19 protein-coding genes, 1 riboswitch and 1 other annotated feature are annotated in these 20914 nt (G+C 42.8%); of the genes, 11 read left to right on the plus strand and 8 right to left on the minus strand.

Features of this window, described 5'->3' with window-relative positions:
* Positions 1-64: 64 nt before the first annotated feature.
* A complete protein-coding gene (locus BLT18_RS08490; protein ID WP_091272990.1) occupies positions 65-826 on the plus strand; it encodes an alpha/beta hydrolase family protein in 762 nt (253 codons plus the stop codon).
* 45 nt (positions 827-871) lie between these two features.
* Here the strand turns inward: BLT18_RS08490 and pckA are convergent, their stop codons facing one another.
* Positions 872-2476 (minus strand): phosphoenolpyruvate carboxykinase (ATP), encoded by a 1605-nt coding sequence (gene pckA, locus BLT18_RS08495; RefSeq protein WP_091272992.1) that lies wholly within the window; start codon positions 2474-2476, stop codon positions 872-874.
* A 193-nt stretch (positions 2477-2669) separates the two neighbouring features.
* Here pckA and BLT18_RS08500 point away from each other — a divergent pair, with 193 nt between their 5' ends.
* Positions 2670-3086: a thiol-disulfide oxidoreductase DCC family protein gene (locus tag BLT18_RS08500; protein ID WP_245705221.1), complete on the plus strand. Its 417-nt coding sequence runs from the start codon at positions 2670-2672 to the stop codon at positions 3084-3086.
* Between the two features lie 28 nt (positions 3087-3114).
* Positions 3115-3227: riboswitch (SAM riboswitch) on the plus strand.
* Between the two features lie 147 nt (positions 3228-3374).
* Positions 3375-4583: a methionine adenosyltransferase gene (gene metK, locus BLT18_RS08505; RefSeq protein ID WP_245705218.1), complete on the plus strand. Its 1209-nt coding sequence runs from the start codon at positions 3375-3377 to the stop codon at positions 4581-4583.
* A 92-nt stretch (positions 4584-4675) separates the two neighbouring features.
* Here the strand turns inward: metK and BLT18_RS08510 are convergent, their stop codons facing one another.
* Positions 4676-5206 (minus strand): gamma carbonic anhydrase, encoded by a 531-nt coding sequence (locus BLT18_RS08510; RefSeq protein WP_091272997.1) that lies wholly within the window; start codon positions 5204-5206, stop codon positions 4676-4678.
* A 138-nt stretch (positions 5207-5344) separates the two neighbouring features.
* Between BLT18_RS08510 and BLT18_RS08515 the strand changes: the two genes are divergently transcribed.
* Both BLT18_RS08515 and BLT18_RS08520 read left to right on the plus strand, forming a co-directional pair.
* Complete coding sequence (locus BLT18_RS08515; RefSeq protein ID WP_322787561.1) at positions 5345-6124, plus strand: alpha/beta hydrolase; 780 nt, start codon at positions 5345-5347, stop codon at positions 6122-6124.
* A 30-nt stretch (positions 6125-6154) separates the two neighbouring features.
* Positions 6155-7240 (plus strand): tetraprenyl-beta-curcumene synthase family protein, encoded by a 1086-nt coding sequence (locus tag BLT18_RS08520; RefSeq protein ID WP_091272999.1) that lies wholly within the window; start codon positions 6155-6157, stop codon positions 7238-7240.
* Positions 7241-7294: 54 nt separating this feature from the next.
* Here BLT18_RS08520 and BLT18_RS08525 read toward each other — a convergent pair whose 3' ends face one another.
* The 3 genes from BLT18_RS08525 to BLT18_RS08535 all read right to left on the minus strand — a co-directional run bounded on the left by BLT18_RS08525 (position 7295) and on the right by BLT18_RS08535 (position 9482).
* On the minus strand, positions 7295-7852 hold the full coding sequence (locus BLT18_RS08525) for a beta-class carbonic anhydrase (protein WP_091273000.1): 558 nt from the start codon (positions 7850-7852) through the stop codon (positions 7295-7297).
* Positions 7853-7944: 92 nt separating this feature from the next.
* Positions 7945-8517, minus strand: coding sequence for a tRNA (mnm(5)s(2)U34)-methyltransferase (locus tag BLT18_RS08530; protein WP_091273002.1), 573 nt, complete (start codon positions 8515-8517; stop codon positions 7945-7947).
* A complete protein-coding gene (locus tag BLT18_RS08535) occupies positions 8514-9482 on the minus strand; it encodes a TIGR01212 family radical SAM protein (protein WP_091273004.1) in 969 nt (322 codons plus the stop codon). Before BLT18_RS08535 ends, BLT18_RS08530 begins: the two co-directional genes overlap by 4 nt.
* 286 nt (positions 9483-9768) lie before the next feature.
* Positions 9769-10018: a binding site (T-box leader), on the plus strand.
* 185 nt (positions 10019-10203) lie between these two features.
* Here BLT18_RS08535 and leuS point away from each other — a divergent pair.
* Positions 10204-12621 (plus strand): leucine--tRNA ligase, encoded by a 2418-nt coding sequence (gene leuS / locus BLT18_RS08540; RefSeq protein ID WP_091273005.1) that lies wholly within the window; start codon positions 10204-10206, stop codon positions 12619-12621.
* Positions 12622-13150: 529 nt separating this feature from the next.
* On the opposite strand, the gene BLT18_RS08545 is transcribed toward leuS, so the two are convergent.
* Positions 13151-14431: a BaiN/RdsA family NAD(P)/FAD-dependent oxidoreductase gene (locus tag BLT18_RS08545; RefSeq protein ID WP_091273007.1), complete on the minus strand. Its 1281-nt coding sequence runs from the start codon at positions 14429-14431 to the stop codon at positions 13151-13153.
* Between the two features lie 154 nt (positions 14432-14585).
* Here BLT18_RS08545 and BLT18_RS08550 point away from each other — a divergent pair, with 154 nt between their 5' ends.
* From BLT18_RS08550 to BLT18_RS08565, 4 genes are all read left to right on the plus strand, one after another.
* Positions 14586-14990, plus strand: coding sequence for a secondary thiamine-phosphate synthase enzyme YjbQ (locus tag BLT18_RS08550; protein WP_175487434.1), 405 nt, complete (start codon positions 14586-14588; stop codon positions 14988-14990).
* A gap of 159 nt (positions 14991-15149) precedes the next feature.
* Positions 15150-16790, plus strand: a complete 1641-nt coding sequence (locus BLT18_RS08555) for a putative polysaccharide biosynthesis protein (RefSeq protein WP_091273011.1) — start codon at positions 15150-15152, stop codon at positions 16788-16790.
* Positions 16791-17477 (plus strand): hypothetical protein, encoded by a 687-nt coding sequence (locus tag BLT18_RS08560; protein WP_091273012.1) that lies wholly within the window; start codon positions 16791-16793, stop codon positions 17475-17477.
* A complete protein-coding gene (locus BLT18_RS08565; protein ID WP_091273014.1) occupies positions 17474-18196 on the plus strand; it encodes a pseudouridine synthase in 723 nt (240 codons plus the stop codon). The genes BLT18_RS08560 and BLT18_RS08565 overlap by 4 nt, the downstream gene beginning before the upstream one ends.
* A 317-nt stretch (positions 18197-18513) precedes the next feature.
* On the opposite strand, the gene BLT18_RS08570 is transcribed toward BLT18_RS08565, so the two are convergent.
* Positions 18514-18732 (minus strand): DeoR family transcriptional regulator, encoded by a 219-nt coding sequence (locus BLT18_RS08570; RefSeq protein ID WP_091273016.1) that lies wholly within the window; start codon positions 18730-18732, stop codon positions 18514-18516.
* Between the two features lie 509 nt (positions 18733-19241).
* Positions 19242-20180 carry a cysteine synthase A gene (cysK, locus tag BLT18_RS08580; RefSeq protein WP_091273020.1) on the minus strand — a complete coding sequence of 313 codons (939 nt, stop codon included), beginning with the start codon at positions 20178-20180 and terminating at the stop codon, positions 19242-19244.
* Between the two features lie 169 nt (positions 20181-20349).
* Here cysK and thpR point away from each other — a divergent pair, with 169 nt between their 5' ends.
* Entirely contained in the window at positions 20350-20898 is a 549-nt protein-coding gene (gene thpR / locus BLT18_RS08585; protein ID WP_091273022.1) for an RNA 2',3'-cyclic phosphodiesterase, read from the plus strand.
* Positions 20899-20914 lie beyond the last annotated feature (16 nt).

Below are 20914 nucleotides of genomic sequence, written 5' to 3' on the forward strand. Positions count from 1 at the left end.
GTCATTGATTGTATAGTTTATGACAAGGGCGTCTATCACGTTCCTAAGAAAAAAGGAGAAAAGTATGATGGAAAAACAAAAGATTACACAAAGTCCGCTTGCTACTCTTTATGAAGTGACATATAAAAGTGCCAGTTACAGCGTCAAAGGCTGTTTAGGAATTCCGGCTAAACCAGGGACGTATCCGGGAATATTGTATTTGCGCGGAGGATTAAAAAAGGTTGGCATGGTAAAACAAGACTGGATAAAGGAGTTAACGCAGCAAGGATACGTTGTATTTGCTCCTTATTATCGAGGAAATGCCGGAGGAGAAGGGAAAGAAGATTTTTGCGGAAATGACCGTGAAGATGCAGTACAAGCTTTTGATGTTTTAGCCAATGTAGCGGAAACAGCGAACCAAGACCTTCATGTCATGGGGTTTTCCCGCGGTGCCGTGATGGCATTGTTTACTGCTATGGAAAGAAATGTGTCGTCAGTGATTGTATGGGGCGGCGTGTCTGACATGAGGCTCACATATGAAGAAAGACCGGATTTGCGGCGCATGCTGCGCAGAGTCACGGGCGGCACTCCAGATGTAAAGCCAAGAGCTTATCAATGGCGAACACCATTGCATGACATCGTGCACATTCACGTACCGGTGTTCATTATTCATGGCGAAAAAGATGAGCATGTATCGATTGAACATGCGTACCGCTTGGAACGTGCATTATATGAACGGGGACAACCTGTTAAGACGCTTTTTTATCCAGAAATGCCGCACCATTTTTCTGAAGATGCCAAGCGCTATGTTATGCAGCAGATAGCACAATGGATTCAAGGCATATAAAAATCCCCCTTTCCGGCAAGTGGAAAAGGGGGCAGTGATTGTTGGCTATTCAGCTGTTTCCGGGGCGAGAACCTTTGGGCCTGCTGCTTTAATTTCTTCTGACGCGTCCTCAAACTTTTCGAAGTTGTTTTGGAATTTTTGAGCGAGTTCTTTTGCTTTTTGCTGATAAGCTTCTTTGTCGTCCCACGTTTGTTTTGGCTGCAGCACTTCATCTGGTACACCCGGGCAATGAAGGGGAACATGCACACCAAAGGTTGGATCTTGCACGGTTTCAACTCCGTCTAATTCGCCCAGCAATGCGGCTTGGATCATAGCTCTTGTGTATGGAAGGTTCATACGTTTTCCTATGCCATAAGGTCCCCCGGTCCAGCCAGTGTTCACTAAGAATACGTTTACGTCATGCTGGAGGATTTTCTCTCCCAGCATTTCTGCATAACGAGATGCTTCAAGTGGAAGGAATGGAGCACCAAAGCAAGTAGAGAAGGTTGCTTCTGGCTGTGTGATGCCGCGTTCAGTACCAGCTAGTTTACTCGTATAGCCGCTTAAAAAGTGATACATTGCTTGTTCTTTTGTTAATTTACTGATTGGCGGCAATACACCAAACGCATCCGCTGTTAAAAAGATAATAGCAGAAGGATGCCCAGCCATACTTGGCTGTAATGTATTTGGTATATTTTCAATAGGGTAAGCAGCCCGTGTATTTTCCGTTAAGTTAGTATTATCGTAATCAGGCAGTCCTGTGTCTTCGTTCACATAAACGTTTTCTAAAACAGAGCCGAAGCGGATAGCGTTCCAAATCTGCGGTTCCTTTTTCTCAGAGAGGTTTACGCATTTTGCATAGCAGCCGCCTTCAATATTGAACACCCCGTTATTTGACCAGCCGTGTTCATCATCTCCGATTAATTGACGATTCGGATCAGCAGATAATGTTGTTTTCCCCGTACCGGATAAGCCGAAGAACAGTGCGGTATCTCCCTCTTCTCCGACGTTTGCCGAGCAGTGCATTGGAAGAACATCTCGTTCAGGAAGCAAGAAATTCATAACAGAGAAGATGGATTTTTTCATTTCACCGGCATATTCCGTTCCGCCAATTAATACGACTTTTTCTTCAAAAGAAACGATAATAAACGTTTCTGACTGTGTGCCGTCTGTTTCTGGATCTGCTTTAAAGTTTGGTGCAGCAATCACCGTAAATTCGGCACGATGATCGTTTAACTCTTCTTGATCCGGTCGGATAAATAATTGGCGGGCAAACACGTTATGCCATGCGTATTCATTAATGACTTGAATTGGCAGGCGGTAAGCAGGATCCGCGCCTGCAAAACCACGTGTGACAAATACTTCGTTCGTTTCTTTTAAGTGATCGATGACTTTTTTATAAAGAGAAGTAAATACTTCTTTACTGATAGGTTGGTTGACAGCTCCCCAATCAATTTGATCAGTGACAGAAGGTTCATCAACAATATATTTATCTTTTGGAGACCGCCCTGTATACTTTCCAGTTTCCACGCTTAACGCACCATTTGAGGTTAATACCCCTTCATTGCGCTGCAAAGATTTTTCAATCAATCTGGACACTGGCAAGTCATTAAGCACATTTCCTCCATGAAGAAGCTCGTTTAGCTCATTGGAAAAGTTAATCGTCGTCATGGCGGCAAAACCCTTTCTCTGATTAATAAATTATCGTTTTAATTATGAATTAGTATAACACATTTATTTTATTAGTCTATACTAATTCGAAATTTTTGTTAAAAGATTTATACAAAATGTTTGTTAGTCCTTGTTTTTCCATTAAAAGTGAACGAAGATGTTACAATTGAATAAGAGAGGAGAGGACGTGGTGATGGCAAGGTATGAAACATCGTTTATTGTTTTTTATGATGGGACGTGTGAATTGTGTCAGCGCACGAAATATCTGTTAAAAAAATGGGATACACACAAGCGGTTAACGTTTCAGCCAATTCAAGATCCTTCTGTTATGAATGATTATCCCTTCTTAAAAAAAGAACAGTTGCAAAAGGAAATGCATCTTCTTGAGAGCCATACGTATGTATATACCGGATATGCGGCAGTAAAGCGTATCATGAAGCTTTTACCTATGACAAAAATAGTAACTCCCATCCTTTGCATCCCTGGTACAAATTGGCTGGGCCGTTTTTTATATCAAAGGGTAGCAAGTAACAGGTATCAGTTGTCCGGCAATGCTTGCCGCAATGGAGGCTGTCAAATAAATCGCTCTTCATTTGACAGAAACTCATAACTGCGATATGATATGTCGCGAACGGATACTCTTATCCCGAGCTGGCGGAGGGACAGGCCCTATGAAGCCCGGCAACCATCCCCGTTATCAGGGGCAAAGGTGCTAACCTGGAAAGACGGATATCGTCTTGGAAGATAAGAGGCGAAAAAGGTGAACGTTTTCCCCCTTTTCCTCGCCATGGATGGAAAAGGGGGTTTGTTTTGTTAGAGCAATTTCTCCTTCTCGTCTTCATAGAAAATGTAGGGTTTGAGTGCCGTAATACCGAATATGGTAAAGGAGGCAGTACACGTGTCAACTGCAGGACGACGACTATTTACATCAGAGTCAGTAACCGAAGGGCATCCTGATAAAATTTGTGATCAAATTTCTGATGCCATTTTAGATGAAATCATCGAAAGAGATCCCAATGCCAGGGTAGCCTGCGAGACCGTAGTTAATACAGGTTTGGTGCTCGTAGCCGGAGAGATTACGACATCTACTTATGTCGATATTCAAAAGATTGCAAGAGAGACATTAAAAGATATTGGTTATACGCGGGCGAAATATGGTTTTGATTTTGAAACCAGTGCGGTGTTAACTTCGATTGATGAACAGTCTGCTGATATTGCACAAGGTGTCGACCAAGCGTTAGAAGCAAGAGAAGGACAAATGACAGATGAAGAAATTGAGGCAATCGGTGCCGGTGACCAGGGCTTAATGTTTGGTTACGCCGATAATGAAACAGAAGAATTAATGCCTCTGCCGATTTCTCTATCGCACAAGCTGGCCAGAAGGCTGACAGAAGTGCGTAAACAAGGAATTGTTCCTTATCTGCGTCCAGATGGAAAAACACAAGTAACAGTAGAGTACGATGAGGATGGACATCCGCGTCGTGTAGAAACGATTGTTATTTCCACGCAGCACCATTCTGATGCAACGCTTGAGCAAATTGACCGGGATTTGAAAGAGCATGTGATTGAACCGATTGTACCGGAAGAGCTGCTAGATGAAGATACAAATTACTTTATTAACCCAACAGGCCGGTTTGTTATCGGAGGACCGCAAGGGGATGCAGGTCTAACAGGAAGAAAGATCATCGTTGATACGTACGGCGGTTTTTCACGTCACGGCGGCGGGGCGTTTTCCGGGAAAGATCCTACAAAAGTAGACCGCTCTGCTTCTTATGCAGCACGGTATGTTGCTAAAAACATTGTAGCTGCTGGATTAGCAGAGAAATGTGAAGTGCAGCTTGCTTACGCGATTGGAGTAGCTGAGCCTGTTTCGATTGCTGTCGAAACGTTTGGCACTGGTAAAGTTGATGAAGAGACCCTTGTAGGACTTGTCCGGGAACATTTTGATTTGCGCCCGGCAGGTATTATTAAAATGCTTGATTTGCGCCGTCCTATTTATCGCCAGACCGCAGCGTACGGCCATTTTGGACGCACAGATGTAGAGCTTCCGTGGGAAGCTGTTGACAAAGCAGATGTGTTAAAACAACAGGCTTATGAGACGAAATAGTAAACAAGAAAAATCCTGCAGCGTGAGCCGCTGCAGGATTTTTCTGTGTATCCATGAAAGCAAAGCATGCGGACTTGCATTCTGTAAGCCCGCTATTTGCGGTGGGAAACATCGTTTGCTAAATCTTTGTAGTATTTGCCTTTTTCAACATACGATTGGCGAACTCTTGCCATTTCCTCAAAATCTTCTTCTGTCAGCTCACGAACCACTTTAGCAGGACGGCCAAGAGCCAGTGTTCTTGGTGGTATGGAGGTTCGCGGTGTAACAAGGCTTCCTGCTCCAATAAAAGCTTCTTCCCCAATTTCAGCACCGTCTAAGATGTGCGCTCCCATTCCAATCAGGGCATTTTTTCGAACGATGGCGCTATGTAAAAGAACCATGTGTCCAACTGTTACATCGTCTTCAAGAATGAGTGGATTTTTAGGGCTTTGGTGGAGCACAGAATTGTCTTGAATATTCACACGATTGCCGATAACAGTAGGAGCTACATCTCCTCGTATTACGGTGTTAAACCAGATGCTGGACTCTTCTCCGATTGCTACATCCCCTGTAATAGTCACGTAATCAGCGATATAGGCGGATTCGGCAATGTTTGGCGCTTTTCCCTTATATGAATAAATCATGACACATCCTCCTAGCGGTTAGTAAAATACTGTTTTCTAATGTAAGTTTAGCAAAAAAAGTAGTAAAATGAACAGAGAAATGGTGATGGTCAATGAATTGCTTGCGGATGGCTGGGAAGAGAAAGGCGGGAAATAGGGATGATGAAAAATTGGATGTGTGATCGAGCGCGCGGCACTGTTTTAATCATTCATGGAGCTGGAGAACATCATGGACGTTATGAATGGGTTATTCAATATTTAAATCAACTGCGTTTTCATGTTGTTAGCGGAGACTTGCCAGGCCATGGCAGGACGAGGGGAAAAAGAGGGCACATTGATACGTTTGATCAATACATAAACACTGTATATGAGTGGTATAAAGAAGCAGCTTCATATGAGCTTCCCGTGTTTTTGTTCGGACACAGTATGGGAGGATTAGTCGCGATTCGAACCTTAATGGAAAAATACATGCCCATCAAAGGGATTATTTTGTCTTCACCTTGTCTAGGATTGTATGAATACCCGAGTAAAGCGGCAGACGTGGCGGCGAAAATGTTTCATCGAATTGCGCCGACATTCAAGGCAAAGTCAGGCATACGTGCTTCTCGGGTGACTCGAAGTCCGGAAGCGCGCGCTGCTTATGAAAAAGATGAATTTAATGTCTCTGTTGTAACAGCCAGGTGGTATCAAGAAACGCTAAAAGCAATAAAACGAAGCTTTTTTGAAGCGGACCGTTTTCCTAATGTTCCGCTATTGGTCATGCAGGCAGGAGAAGATTATATTGTCGATAAGTATGCAGCTCACCGCTGGTTTAATAGAATCGAGACTGCTGATCGTTCGATGAAAGAATGGAAGGGATTATATCATGAGCTTCTCAACGAACCGGAAAGAGAAGAAGTATTTCAATTTATGATGAATTTTATCAATCAGCGGTTATAATAGGCAAAGCAGAAAAAAAGGAGGATCCTTGTGAAAGCACCGACGAAAGTATGGACGTTAATGTATAAAATTTATAAAGAAGTTATTCCTGAAGTACATCAGATTCTTGGGAGCTGGAAAAAAAGAGCAGAAGATATTCCAGATCCTGAACTGCGGGAGCACGCACTTGGCAGTATCGATAAAAAAGCGTTTCATTGTGAAGGCGGCGGTGTGTATGCGCTGTTAACACGAAAGGAAAAACGCACGGATCTATTACAATTTATTGTTGCCTATCAGACAATTAGTGATTATTTGGACAGCTTATGTGACTGGAGCGACTCACAAGATCCAGAAGATTTCCGGCTGTTACATACATCGATGAAGCATGCCCTGGACCCAGATGCAAAAAATGACACGGACTATTACAAACTGCATCAAGCGCAAGATGACGGCGGGTATTTGAAAGAGTTGGTGGCAACGTGCCAAACGATGTTAAAAACGTTCCCTGGTTTTTCCCACGCCCAAGAGGAAATGGAAGAACTATCTGCATATTACAGAGATCTTCAAGTGTATAAACATGTGGCAAAAGAAGACAGAGAACCGCTTCTTCAAGATTGGTTCCAAAAATATAACAAGCGCTTGCCGGAAATGACTTGGTATGAGTTTGGTGCGTGTGCAGGTTCTACGCTGGGCATTTTCACGTTAGCTGCTTATGCATCAAGGTCACATATCGCCAATGTTCAGGCACAATCAATCAAACAGGCATATTTTCCATACGTGCAGGGGCTGCACATTTTGATGGATTATTTTATCGATCAAGAAGAAGATATCAGAGATGGGGAATTAAATTTTTGTGCGTATTATGAAGACGAAGAAACACTTGTCAAAAGGGTTCGCTATTTTAAAGAACAGGCGATGAAAAGTGTAGAGAAACTTCCAGACGCCACCTTCCATGCAATGATTATTAAAGGAGTAGTAGCGATTTACTTAGCGGATGATAAAGTACAGACGAATCCGGCACTGAAAGCGACAGCCAATCGTTTTATCCGCTTCAGCGGCCTGCCGACTTTGTTTTTTTACGTTAACTCTTGGTGGGTATATCGACAAAAGACGAAGGAATTAGAAGGAGACGTGTAACAGGGACATAAAAAAGGAGATGGCTCAATGCTTGTGCCATCTTCCTTTGTGTACTTATTCTGCTTTTTCAACGACGGTCAATTTCCCTGTTTCAGGTGAAATAACAAGACCGTGCACGGGCGTATGTTCAGGAAGCAGTGGATGACGTTTAATCATGTCCACACTGTGCTTTACATTTTCTTCTACATCTTCAAAGCCGCGCAGCCAGCGGTCAATGTCTACCCCCGCATAGGAAGCATCTTCTAACCTGGATAAATCAAGGCCTTTTTCTTTGGCTTTTGTATAGATAGCTTCTGAATGGAAGCCGGTCATGCCGCAGCCATAGTGGCCGACAACGGCAACTTCTTCGGCTTGCAGTTCATATAAAGCAACCAAAATACTTCTCATGATACTTCCGTACGGCTCTGTCACCATAGCACCGGCATTTTTTATAATCTTGGCATCACCATTGGCCAGGTTCATGGCTTTTGGAAGCAGCTCCAGCAAACGTGTGTCCATGCACGTTAAAATCACGAGCTTTTTATTTGGAAATTTGCTCGTTTCATAAGGTTTGTACTCGTTGTTTGCTACGAATGTTTCATTAAATTTTAGAATCGAGTCCATTGCAGACATGTTTGTTCACACTCCCTTTCTCTTAAAAATAGTGTCTGAAAAGTTTGTTAATATGTCAAGGGAAAAGAAGAAAGACGCAAAAAAACTGCGCTTTACTTCTTTTCCATGGCGATAATATAAGGTGGATTGTTTTGTTGGTTAATAAATTCGTAACGCAGAACGTGGACGATTTGCTGATTGAGCTGGCTGGCATAGGATTCTAATGCCTGTTTTTCCTTTTTGCCTTCTTCATGACCGTGATAAATAACAAGAACGATACAGGAGCCGCTTGGCATGATAGAAAGCAAAGAGTTTACTGCTTGTATCGTTGTATCTCCGGTCGTCGTAATTGTTTTATCACCTTTCGGCAAGTAGCCGAGATTAAATACAGCAGCTTTTAAAAACGGATATTCTTCAGCCGGTATATAGGAAGCAGCATGCTCATGACTATCTAATATAAACGATACACGGTCTGCAAGCTGCTGTTCTTGTAATTTTTGCATCGTATTTTGTTTTGCTTTTTCTTGAATATCAAAACTATATACTTTTCCGTTACTGCCTGCAGTTTGGGCGAGGTAGAGTGTATCATTGCCGTTTCCTGCTGTAGCGTCAATGGCGACAGAGCCGGTTGTGACAAAACGGTCAATGATTTCGCGGACAAATGGGAGGATGCCTGGGAGAATCATTTTACAGAGGCTGCAGCAGGCTCAAAAAATTTTCCCTGCCAGCTGTTTCTGTTTTTTAGTTCGGCATCGATAGCGTTTAATACTTCCCATTTATTCAAACTCCACATTGGACCAATCATTAAGTCAGCTGGTCCGTCGCCGGTCAGGCGGTGAACCACCATTTCAGGCGGCAGTACTTCGAGCTGGTCGGCTACGAGGCTGACGTATTCGTCTTTGTCCATTAAATCAACCATGCCTTTTTCATACTGCTTGACCATTGGTGTACGCTTTAATAAATGCAAGAGGTGGATTTTCACGCCTTGTACATCTAACTTTGCGACTTCTTGAGCTGTTTCTTTCATCATATCATGAGATTCGAGCGGAAGACCGTTAATGATGTGAGAACAAATGCGAATGCCGTGTTTGCGCAGCTTTGCAACTCCTTCTTTATAACACTCATAGTCATGTGCTCTATTAATAATCATGGCGGTTCGTTCATGAACGGTTTGCAAACCAAGCTCCACCCACAAATACGTACGTTCATTTAACTCAGCAAGGTATTCCACAACATCGTCTGGAAGACAATCTGGTCTTGTTGCGATGGCGAGTCCAACGACATCTTCTTGTTGAAGAATGACTTCAAACAATTCCCGAAGCTCTTCTACAGGAGCATACGTGTTGCTGAAAGCTTGAAAATATCCAATATATTTTCCGTTTTTCCACTTTTTGTGCATTCTGTTTTTTATTGTGTGAAATTGGGTGACGAGATCATCTTTTCGATCACCGGCAAAATCTCCTGAACCGCGTTCGGAACAAAACGTACAGCCGCCTGAAGCTACTTTTCCATCACGATTTGGGCAGTCAAAACCGGCATCTAAAGGTATTTTAAAGATTTTTTCTCCAAATTGCTGGCGTAAATGGTAATTCCATGTATGGTAACGCTTTTCTCCCCACAGCGCGGAGGTGTCTTGATTAGACTGAAGCATAATTTATCTCTCCTTAAGGACTTCACTTTATCATTTGGCCGCTGCTCTGTATTTTAGCACGTTCCAAGCCAAATTCCCAAATGTACGTGTGTTCATGGTTTAATAGAAAATACTTACAGGGAAAGTGAGAAAAGGGTTATACAAACATGGGACAGATGGCAAGAATGGTAGAAAAAAGTCTGTAATCTTTTGGCTCGAAAGCCCGTTAAAGGCTTGACATCAAAATAGGAAATTCATAAAATATCAAGTATTGACAGAAATTTTGAACGAACGATAATGATAACGTGTAAAAACATAGAGAAGGATTAGTAACGGTGTTGCCGGGGGACAGAGAGCTAGCGGTTGGTGGAAGCTAGACGAAGGCAGCCGTGAACTCCCCTTTTAGTTGCAAAGGAGAACCTGGTCTGCGCACAAGTATTCTTTGCCGTTGGTCTGCGTTATGGACAGTAAGAGTGGGCATGCTGGTTTGTAAAAGCATGCCAATCAGGGTGGTACCGCGGGATATTACATGAAGTTGAAAACCTCTCGTCCCTAATAAACATTGGTAGGGGTGGGAGGTTTTTCATGTTATGCTAGTAAAAAAACAGCATCTCTATCACTAGTACGGTGATACGGATGCAGCGTTTTTCTTATGACACCCGTCAAAAAGAGATAGATACACGCTTTTGCGAAAGCATAAGGTGGTACACTGCATCGATTAGGATGAAGGAGGTTACAGAAGATGGCGTTTTCTCATAAAGACATAGAAAAAAAGTGGCAGCGATATTGGGAAGAAAATAAAACATTTAAAACGTCAGATGAGCCTGGGGAAGGACCGGACTTTTATGCATTAGACATGTTTCCATATCCATCGGGTTCTGGTCTTCACGTTGGCCATCCGGAAGGCTATACGGCGACTGATATATTGGCACGTATGAAACGAATGCAAGGCTATAATGTCTTACATCCAATGGGATGGGACGCATTTGGTCTGCCGGCGGAACAATTTGCTTTAGATACTGGAAAGCATCCGCGTGAATTCACACAAGCAAACATTGAAACATTTAAGCGGCAAATTAAATCGTTAGGTTTTTCTTACGATTGGGATCGTGAAATTAATACAACCGATCCAAACTATTACAAATGGACACAATGGATATTTTTACAACTGTACAATAAAGGTCTTGCTTACATGGATGAGGTTGCTGTTAACTGGTGTCCGGCGTTAGGGACGGTCCTTGCGAATGAAGAAGTAATTGACGGTGTGAGTGAGCGAGGGGGGCATCCAGTAGAACGCCGTCCAATGAAACAGTGGATGTTGAAAATTACCGAATATGCTGATCGTCTGCTTGAGGATTTAGAAGAACTGGACTGGCCGGAGAGCGTTAAGGATATGCAGCGCAACTGGATTGGCCGTTCAGAAGGGGCAGATGTTTACTTTAGCATCGATGGCACCGATGAAACGTTTACGGTATTTACGACTCGTCCAGACACGCTGTTTGGTGCAACGTACTGTGTTTTTGCTCCAGAACATGAACTGGTGGACAAAATTGTAACAGAAGAGCAAAAAGAGGCAGTAGAAGCGTATAAACGAGAAGTTGGTACAAAGAGTGATCTAGAACGTACTGAGCTGCAAAAAGAGAAAACGGGTGTGTTTACCGGAGCATATGCTATTAACCCGGCGAATGGAGAAAAACTCCCGATTTGGATAGCTGATTATGTTCTTGTAAGTTACGGAAGCGGTGCGATTATGGCCGTTCCTGGACACGATGAACGTGACTATGAGTTTGCACAAGCGTTTGACCTTCCTATTGTTGAAGTGGTAGAAGGCGGAGATATTGAAAAAGAAGCATACACAGAAGATGGACCGCACGTTCATTCTGACTTTTTAAATGGCTTGTATACGGAAGAAGCAATTACCGCAATGATTGATAAGTTAGAAGAAGAAGGAAAAGGCAAAAAGCAAGTGACGTACCGTCTGCGCGATTGGCTCTTCAGCCGCCAGCGTTACTGGGGAGAGCCGATTCCAATCATTCATTGGGAAGACGGAACGATGGCGCCGGTTCCAGAAGATGAACTTCCGCTTGAACTTCCTGAGATGGATGAATTTAAACCATCGGGAACAGGAGAATCTCCGCTTGCAAACGCGTCAGAATGGCTGGAAGTGACCGATCCAAAAACCGGTATGAAAGGCCGTCGTGAAACAAATACGATGCCGCAATGGGCTGGCAGCTGCTGGTACTTCTTGCGTTTTATCGACCCGGATAACGATGAGATGTTAGCCGATGAAGAAAAGTTACGGCGCTGGCTGCCGGTAGATATTTATATCGGTGGAGCAGAGCATGCTGTCTTGCATTTGTTGTATGCCCGTTTCTGGCACAAAGTGTTGTATGACCTTGGTGTTGTCCCAACAAAAGAGCCATTCCAGCGTTTGTATAACCAAGGAATGATTCTTGGAGAAAACAATGAAAAGATGAGTAAGTCCAAAGGCAATGTTGTCAATCCAGATGACATTTTAGAATCACATGGAGCCGATACACTTCGTCTGTATGAAATGTTTATGGGACCGTTAGATGCATCGGTTGCCTGGTCAGAAAATGGTCTTGATGGAGCACGCCGGTTTTTAGACAGAGTATGGCGCTTATACACCGAAGACAATAACTTATCATCTGCGATTAAAGATGCAGATGGTACAAAAGATTTTGCCCGTACGTATCATCAAACAGTACAGCGCGTAACCGATGATTTCACAAATCTTCGTTTTAATACAGGCATCAGTCAGTTGATGGTGTTTGTGAACGAAGCATATAAACAAGATGAGCTTCCGCGTAAATACATGAAAGGGTTCATTAAATTGCTTTCTCCAGTGGCGCCTCACATAGCAGAAGAAATCTGGGAGCTGTTAGGCCAAGAAGAAACCATTGCTTATGCGTCGTGGCCGGAATATGACGAGAGTATGCTTGTTGAAGATGAAATCGAAATCGTTCTTCAGGTGAACGGAAAAGTTCGTGCAAAAGCGGTCGTTCCAAAAGATGCAGAAAAAGAGCAAATGGAAGCAATTGCAAAAGAGAATGAAAAAGTCCAGGAAGAAATTGATGGCAAAACAGTTCGCAAAATTATTGCCGTTCCTGGAAAACTGGTAAATATCGTGGCAAATTAAAGCACGAAGATTATTTTATGCGGGGAAGAGAAACGAGCTGTGATGGATGTTCACAGCTCGTTTTTTATAATGGTTGCTTTTTTTACATGGACAGGAAAGTAAAGCCTGTCGGCATGAGAGAATAATGGAGGCTGCCTATATGCGGCGTTTCGCTTGAACACTTGGTGTTGGACAAGCTTCCTTTACACGTTAAGAAGGTGGCTGGTATAAAAATGGAGCTTCTGTTTTTTGAATTTTTTGTGACTTTTATTATATTAATATCTGTGCGAACTATATATTGCCTATGTTTTAGGTACCTTTTTGTTTGACAGAGCAGATTGTTCCTGTGGATATTTTCTAAAGATGAAAAAATCACTTAATGTAAATATTGACGAACGTATGTGTTTGTGCATAAACTTGTGTATAACTTTAATTTTGTGCACAAGTATGTGTATAACAATCATATTTATTCACAATTAAAATGAAAGCGTTTTTAAAAGCTGTGGATACAAGGTTTGTTTTCCACAATTGGAGAAGTGACTTATCCACATTATGTGGAGATATCCAAGTGTGATTTTTCTGCTGCTGATTTTCCTGCACTGTATCCTGTGGAAAAGGCGCATGTAATATTGAACCCTCCCGTATAAGCGTGAATATCCAGAATTTCTCCACAAAAGTAGAGCCCTTCGGTGAATTTGGATTCCATCGTTTTAGGATAAATTTCTTTAATAGATACACCGCCGCCGGTAACAAATGCATCTTCTATCGACAAAGTGCCATCCGCCTTAAATTGAAAATTCGTTAGTAACTCTGCTAATTTGCGCAGCTTCTCATTAGATGTCTCTCGCAGTGCAAGAGAGGCATCCAAGTCAGTTTTTTCGAAAAAGAAATGCAGCAGACGCTCCGCCGCTAAATGTTTGAGAGCGTTTTTACATGCTTTTGCTCCATCTTGCTTTTTGTGCTGAACAAGTTGTTGGAATAAGGTTTCTGCTTTTTCATCCGGATAAAGAGAAAGTCCCAGCGTGACAGAGTCACTGTTTTTCTTTTTCAGTGCTTTGACAACGAACTGGCTGCAGCGAAGAGCGATGGGACCAGAAACGCCAAAATGGGTAAACACCATGCCGCCGCGATGTGTCACGATTGGCTTTCCCTTTGCGTTATAAACACGCAAAGCCGCGTCTTGAAGAGAAAGTCCTTGCAGGCGTTTTTCTTTGATAAATGTTTCACTAGAGGTGATGGGGACTTCCGTTGGGTATAACTCGGTAATAGTATGTCCAGCTGCTTCGGCCCAAGGATAGCCATCCCCTGTACTGCCAGTATGAGGGACAGACTTCCCTCCGGTTGCTACAATGACGGTATCAGAGGTAATAGTTTCTTCTCCTTCTATCGTGATTCCGCTTGCTTTTCCTTTCTTTATGACAAGAGAAGTAACATGCGTTTGTAATTTGGTTTTTACACCAAGTTCTTCCATTTTATTTAATAGAGTTCTTACAACCGTCACTGCTTTATCATTAACGGGAAACATCCTGCCCATATCCTCTTCTTTTAATGCAATCCCCATGTTTTCAAAAAAGTCAATGATATCTTCATTGTTGAAAATAGAAAAAGGACTGTACATAAATTTCCCGTTACCCGGAATATGAGTAATTAATTCCTTAAGTTCCATGCGGTTCGTAACATTGCAGCGGCCGCCGCCAGAAATAGCTAACTTTCGTCCTAATTTTTTACCTTTGTCTACAACGAGGACACGTGCACCGTGTTCAGCGGAAGCGACAGCTGCCATTAACCCAGCTGGTCCGCCGCCGATAATAATCACATCATAATCATTCATTTACTTTCCCTGCCTTACGTTTGTGTCTCTGTTATTCCTATGATTTATCTTTTCCACAAAAGGGAAAACAATAACGTCGTATGGGAATGTGCTAAACTGAACTTATCATAACAAACAATATGGTATACAGACGAGAAAAAAGGAGGAGAAGGCTGTGTTACGCAAAATAAACATTGAAACAATAACACATGACGCTTTTATTGATGTGACAGATGAGGTGCGGCGTTGCATGAAAGAGGAAGGTTTTGAAAATGGTATCATTATTGTGTATTGCCCGCATACGACAGCAGGAATAACAATCAATGAGAATGCGGATCCGGATGTGAAACGTGATATGCTGATGCGCTTAGCTGAAGTGTATCCGTGGGAACACACTCATGATAAGCATGCAGAAGGGAACACCGCGGCACACTTAAAAGCAAGCACGGTAGGAATCTCCCAAACAGTGATTGCGGCAAATGGTGACATCATTCTGGGCACGTGGCAGGGCATTTATTTTTGTGAATTTGACGGGCCGAGAAACCGTACGATGTATATAAAAGGAATGGCAGATAAATAGTTGGAACTGTCCCTGTAGCGGGGCAGTTTCTTGCATAAGAGGAGACGAATCAATGTTTCGTCACATTCTGCATTTCCTAAGAGAAGATTATCAAGATTAGATATGATAAAATTTCCTAGAAGCATCAGTGATGAACGTTAAGTTATTGGAGATGAACATATGGCGGAATCCAAATTTTTAAGAGGCACGGTTATTTTATCAGCAGCTACATTTTTATCGAAATTCCTCGGAATGATTTACATATTCCCCTTCGTTGCGATGGTAGGACAGCAAGGACTGGCTTTGTATCAATATGGTTATCAGCCGTATACCATTTTACTTAGCTTAGCGACCCTGGGTGTACCGATGGCTGTATCGAAATTTGTATCCAAATACAATGCGCTTGGTGATTACCGAACCGGCCACCGGTTATTCCGTTCAGGTATTATATTAATGACGATAACGGGTTTTTTTGCTTTTTTATTACTGTTTTTCATGGCGCCGGTAATTGCCGGATGGATTATCTCTAACCCGGACGAGCTGAATGGAAATGCGATGTCTGATGTCGTATTTACGATTCGCATGGTCAGTGTCGCTTTGCTGCTTATTCCTTCCATGTCAGTGATTCGTGGTTATTTTCAAGGGTTTCAATCGATGGGACCGACAGCGGTTTCGCAAGTTGTTGAGCAGGTTGTGCGGATTGTGTTTATATTAGCGATGGCTTTTGCGGTTTTATACTTATGGGATGGCGAGCTTGGAACAGCTGTCGGCTTTGCTACATTTGGTGCGTTTGTCGGTGGAGCGGGGGCACTGACGGTGCTTTTGTATTACTGGAAAAAACGAAAAAGCTTCATTCGAGAGCACGTAGAAAACAGCACAGAAGATGCAGGAATTACTTTAACACAGATGTATAAAGAATTAATTTTGTATGCGTTGCCGTTATCATTTGTCGGTTTAGCTGTTCCATTGTTTCAAATGATTGATTTGTTTACGTTTAACAATGCACTAATGGCAACGGGAGAATATACACAAGGCCAAGCGGAAACAGCATATGGTACGTTTGCCGGTTCTGCTCATAAGCTTATTTTAATTCCAGTCGCTATTGCTACTGCGATGTCTGTTACATTAATCCCGACGATTACCAATTCCTTTACAAATCGTGATCATGCTTTGTTAGAACGGCAAATTACACAAACATACCAAATCATCCTTTTCTTATCTATTCCAGCGGCGGCGGGATTGGCTGTCTTATCCTATCCGACATTTGCCGTACTATTTGGACTAGAGGATGTCGAAATTGGCGGGCATGTTCTTCGTTATTATGCTCCGGCGGCCGTATTGTTTTCGTTGTTTTCGGTTACAGCGGCAGTTTTGCAAGGCATAAACCGCCAGCGTTATGCTGTCTTATCGCTCATAATCGGGCTGGTCGTAAAAGGAATCAGTGCTTATGGCTTTCTCTACATGTTTGGTCCAATTGGAGGAAGTTTCAGTACAATTGCAGGTTTTAGTGCAGCGACAGCATTTAATGTGTGGGCGATTGGCAGATTCGCTGGTTTTCATTACGGGATATTGTTAAAACGAACACTTTCCATTATCGTGTTTACGCTGTGCATGGCCGCAGCTGTCATCATTGTAAAAGAAGGGGCTTTCACCATGTTTCCGCTTACATCATGGATGAATGCATTCTTTGTGGAGCTTTTCAGCGTGGCTGCTGGTGTTGGCGTTTATTTTATTCTCACGGTTAAAAGCGGTCTTGCTGGAATTGTTCTTGGAGAACGTTTTTCTGTGCTGAAAAAGGATAAAACGAGGGAGGAAGAGTAAATGTTAATGATAGGTTTTGGGAAACTGTCACAAATGGTCGTATCATTAAATCAATCGCAATCTCAACTTCACGTATATAATCGTACGAAAGAAAATGTCGAAGCTGCTTCATTACGTGACAGCCGCATCCAATACTGTCCGCCATCTTCCTTTTCTGCATTTTCTGAGCTGTTTCTTGCCTTGCCGCCGCAAGGTTGTGTTGATTTTTTAGAAGAACATGGCAAGTGTTTTCCGAAAGGGGCCATTGTTTTTCACACGGCAACAAATTTAAGCAAAGAAGATATAGAGAGGGCTGCTTCTCATTTACGTGTCGTTCCTGCTAAGTTTGCAGGGCATGCTGCCCAAGCAGTACGAGACAAAAGCGGAGGGACATTTGTTGTGCCAGCTGCTTTTTCAACAGAACGAAAGCTGTTGAAAACATGGCTTGGTGATGCATTTGCCGTGGTAGAAGGCAAAGAAGATGCTGTAAAAACAGCTAATCAAATAGCAGTGGAGGAAACATTAAAAGCTGCAGTCCGCATTGAACAGCGCTTAGAAGAGAATGGCATATCCTCCAATGTCCAGCGTGCTGTCTTAGCACAAATACCAGCGGGAGTGATGCATGCTCATATAGAGGGTGCGCATGGCGGGTTTGCTAAGCGTGTATTACAAGAGATGGCAGAAGTTAAAGGGGGCAAGTCGACGTGAGAATAGACAAATTACTAGCTAACTCAGGTTATGGCAGCAGAAAAGAAGTGAAACAACTCTTAAAGCAAGGCGCCGTTGAAGTTGATGGAAAAAAAGCGAAAAACGGATCCGTTCACGTTAACCCAGAATCGGAAGAAGTGACCGTATTAGGTGAGGTGCTTGAATACCGGGAGTTTATTTACTTATTAATGAATAAGCCGCAAGGTGTCATTTCGGCAACGGTTGATGACATGCACGAAACCGTCATTGATTTGTTGGAAATGGAAGATGCGGTGCGAGATCCGTTTCCAGTCGGACGCTTGGATAAAGATACAGAAGGGCTGATTCTGCTTACCAACGATGGGAAATTCTCACATGCGTTAACATCTCCGAAAAAAGGTGTAAAAAAAACATATGAAGCAACAATCGATCAAGAAGTGACAGAAGCCGATGTCAACACGTTCCGCAAAGGGGTTGTATTAGATGACGGCTATCAAACAAAGCCTGCCCAGCTTATCAGAAAAGATCCTGCAGCAGAGGTTGCTTTAACGATCACAGAAGGAAAGTTTCATCAAGTGAAGCGTATGTTCGAAGCGGTCGGCAAAAAGGTGCTGTATTTGAAAAGAGTGGAGATTGGCAGTTTGGCACTGGATGAGTCATTGGAGCCGGGGGAGTATCGTGATATGACAAAAGAGGAAGTGGAGATGTTGTTTGAAGAAGCGTATTCGAACCAAAAATAGCACAGACGCTTTAAAAGAGCTGCCTTTGAAAGGCAGCTCTTGTCATGACACGCTAAGAGTGCCACGTGTGACAAAAAGAATACCGAATGAGGAAAGTACTGCCGCTTGAAAGCGGCAGTAGAAGGATTTTTACAGAGAGACAGTGTGTGCACTGTTTGCGTTTCTCTATCTTGTTTAGGCGCCCGCGAAGGCTTGCACCTGAAACGTACATTTGTCTATGCATGACAATCTTTCTTCTGCACGCAAAAAAGAGGGCTCGTTTGGTGTAGAAGATCGACTCGCCGATGTTTCTTGTTTCAGAGTGCTTTCGTGTTTATTTATGATGCTTTTACTTTTTTGTTCGTCGTTGTCCATTTCCCCCTTGATGGACTATGCACAAGGTGATTGTATTCCAGGACGTTCAGGTCACGCTGAATCGTACGCTGGGTGATTCCGAATTCGTCAACCAATTCCCTCGTTGTCACCGTTCCTTTCTCTTTAATATAAAGGTAAATAGATTTAACACGGGTGAGCATTCGGTCGGTTGAAGTCCTCAAAAAACCACTCCTTAGCATAAATTGATAGGCGAGCAAGCTAAGCTGCAATGCTCCTGGGGTGTAAAAGTGCAGTCATTGCAAAATAACACACATTGACAGGTAGTAACGCTGCAATCAATGTATAAGGAATGGTACTGTATTGAATAAGTATAAATAGTCAAAGTGGAAATGATACAACAAGTGGAAATCTGTGCCCTATCAATGACCCCTGTTATTTGTTTGTATTGTACAATAATTTTTAGCGGTTGGCAAAGGACAGCCGTGTTGTTTCAACAATTTTGTAAGGTGAATTAACAAAAACTATACATTTTTTACAAAACGTGGAAAATTCGGGGCGTGCCATAAAAGGAAATATAGCAGGACCCCAATAAACAAAACAAGAAAAATCATTAAAAATTGTCATACTGTATAGTTTTTGTAAAAACATGGCTGCCGGCAGTTGCTTGTCACCAAAAAAAGTTGTTCCATACAACATATGAAACAACTTTTTGTACATGACTGGATTGTATTTAGTCCTGATCAAAGTCAAACAAATCTGTAGACAAGTAACGTTCACCTGTGTCACAAGCAATAGCAACAACCGTTTCATTTGGAGACATGTTCTTGGCGGTCTCCATTGCAGCATAGCAGGCGGCACCAGAAGACGGCCCGACAAGAATGCCTTCTTCGCGGGACAGCCCGCGTGTAACACGATAGGCATCTTCATCAGTGATTTTGTAGATATCATTATACACATCCTGGTTTAATACTGGCGGAATAAAGCCAGGACTTGTACCGACTAATTTATGAGGTCCAGGTTTACCGCCAGACAGGACGGGAGAGCCGTATGGTTCGACAACATAAACGGATAAATCTGGATAAAACTTTTTCAGTTCTTCGCCTGTTCCTGTTACAGTACCGCCGGTTCCAGAAGCAGCAACAAATGCACCGAGCGGCTTGCCTATTTCATCCATTGCTTCTTTTATTTCAACAGCGGTAGTATCGCGGTGAGCGTCAGGATTGGCTTCATTTTCAAACTGCATCGGCATGAAACTGTTTGGGATTTCTTTTACTAGTTCGTGTGCCCGGTCAATGGCGCCGGGCATCTTTTTTTCACCGGGGGTGAGTTCTACTTCAGCTCCATAAGCTTTCAGTAAGTTAATCCGTTCTTGGGACATGGAATCTGGCATTACTAAAATTGAGCGATATCCGCGCGCAGAAGCATTCATGGCTAAACCAATCCCTGTGTTACCTGATGTTGGCTCAATGATGACAGAGTCCGGCGTTAATTTGCCTGCTTGCTCCGCTTGAACAATCATATTTTTAGCGGCACGGTCTTTTACACTGCCGCTTGGGTTTTGAAATTCCAATTTAAGATAAACCGCTGCGCCGTTTTTATCAGGCAGGCGATTTAATTTAACTAAGGGTGTTTGTCCGACAAGTTCAGACATGTTATTGACAACAACCATGCTCGTCACTTCCTTTTTTGTATCCTAATTAGCCACTATTTTAACATATGTATTTCGATAAGTCCTATAACGTTAATTAGAATTAGATATGTCCTCATTTCGCAAACCAGGTCGATATCCGTTAAAATAATATAGAGAATTCATCATAGATGAAAGAAGGGGTTATGTTATGTCACCTCATTATTTTATTGCACTGCCATTACCAACGCAACCAGCCGAACGCGTTCACTCATGGAAAAAGCAAGTGGAGCAAGATTTTCCTTTCAAAAAGTGGGTTCATCCAAATGACTATCATGTGACTTTGTTTTTTTTAGGGGCAGCCGACAGTACAAAGCTGCAGCGTGTTTGTGCATACATGGATGAGGTGGCACAGGAAGTGACAACTTTTTCCTTGCAGACCACACAGGCAGGCTGGTTTGGAAAAACATCTTCTCCGCGCATTCTCTGGGCTGGTGTTTCCGGTTCAGATGTATTGTATGATTTGCAAAAGCAAGTAGCGGATCGCTGTGAAAAAGCAGGCTTTGCTGTGGAAAAACGGCCGTACAAGCCTCATATCACGGTTGCTCGAACATGGCAGGGCAAGCATTCTTTTCAAGATGCAGCTAAAGCACTTCCTATTTTGCCATCAAGCAGTTGGGAAGCGAAAGAGTTTGTGCTTTATCAGACACATCTTGGCCGCCAGCCGAAATATGAAAGGCTGGAAACGTTTTTGTTATAAACGGATAGAAAAAATA

This window comes from Alteribacillus persepolensis (assembly GCF_900099605.1).
GTDB lineage: Bacteria > Bacillota > Bacilli > Bacillales > Marinococcaceae > Alteribacillus > Alteribacillus persepolensis.

Coding starts and splice junctions, on each gene's coding strand:
- BLT18_RS08545 (WP_091273007.1), bottom strand. CDS start 14,431: ATGAATGATTATGATGTGATTATTATCGGCGGCGGACCAGCTGGGTTA.
- BLT18_RS08530 (WP_091273002.1), bottom strand. CDS start 8,517: ATGATTCTCCCAGGCATCCTCCCATTTGTCCGCGAAATCATTGACCGT.
- BLT18_RS08510 (WP_091272997.1), bottom strand. CDS start 5,206: ATGATTTATTCATATAAGGGAAAAGCGCCAAACATTGCCGAATCCGCC.
- BLT18_RS08525 (WP_091273000.1), bottom strand. CDS start 7,852: ATGTCTGCAATGGACTCGATTCTAAAATTTAATGAAACATTCGTAGCA.
- leuS (WP_091273005.1), top strand. CDS start 10,204: ATGGCGTTTTCTCATAAAGACATAGAAAAAAAGTGGCAGCGATATTGG.
- BLT18_RS08555 (WP_091273011.1), top strand. CDS start 15,150: ATGGCGGAATCCAAATTTTTAAGAGGCACGGTTATTTTATCAGCAGCT.
- BLT18_RS08500 (WP_245705221.1), top strand. CDS start 2,670: ATGGCAAGGTATGAAACATCGTTTATTGTTTTTTATGATGGGACGTGT.
- cysK (WP_091273020.1), bottom strand. CDS start 20,180: ATGGTTGTTGTCAATAACATGTCTGAACTTGTCGGACAAACACCCTTA.
- BLT18_RS08560 (WP_091273012.1), top strand. CDS start 16,791: ATGTTAATGATAGGTTTTGGGAAACTGTCACAAATGGTCGTATCATTA.
- BLT18_RS08515 (WP_322787561.1), top strand. CDS start 5,345: ATGATGAAAAATTGGATGTGTGATCGAGCGCGCGGCACTGTTTTAATC.
- BLT18_RS08490 (WP_091272990.1), top strand. CDS start 65: ATGATGGAAAAACAAAAGATTACACAAAGTCCGCTTGCTACTCTTTAT.
- pckA (WP_091272992.1), bottom strand. CDS start 2,476: ATGACGACGATTAACTTTTCCAATGAGCTAAACGAGCTTCTTCATGGA.
- BLT18_RS08535 (WP_091273004.1), bottom strand. CDS start 9,482: ATGCTTCAGTCTAATCAAGACACCTCCGCGCTGTGGGGAGAAAAGCGT.
- thpR (WP_091273022.1), top strand. CDS start 20,350: ATGTCACCTCATTATTTTATTGCACTGCCATTACCAACGCAACCAGCC.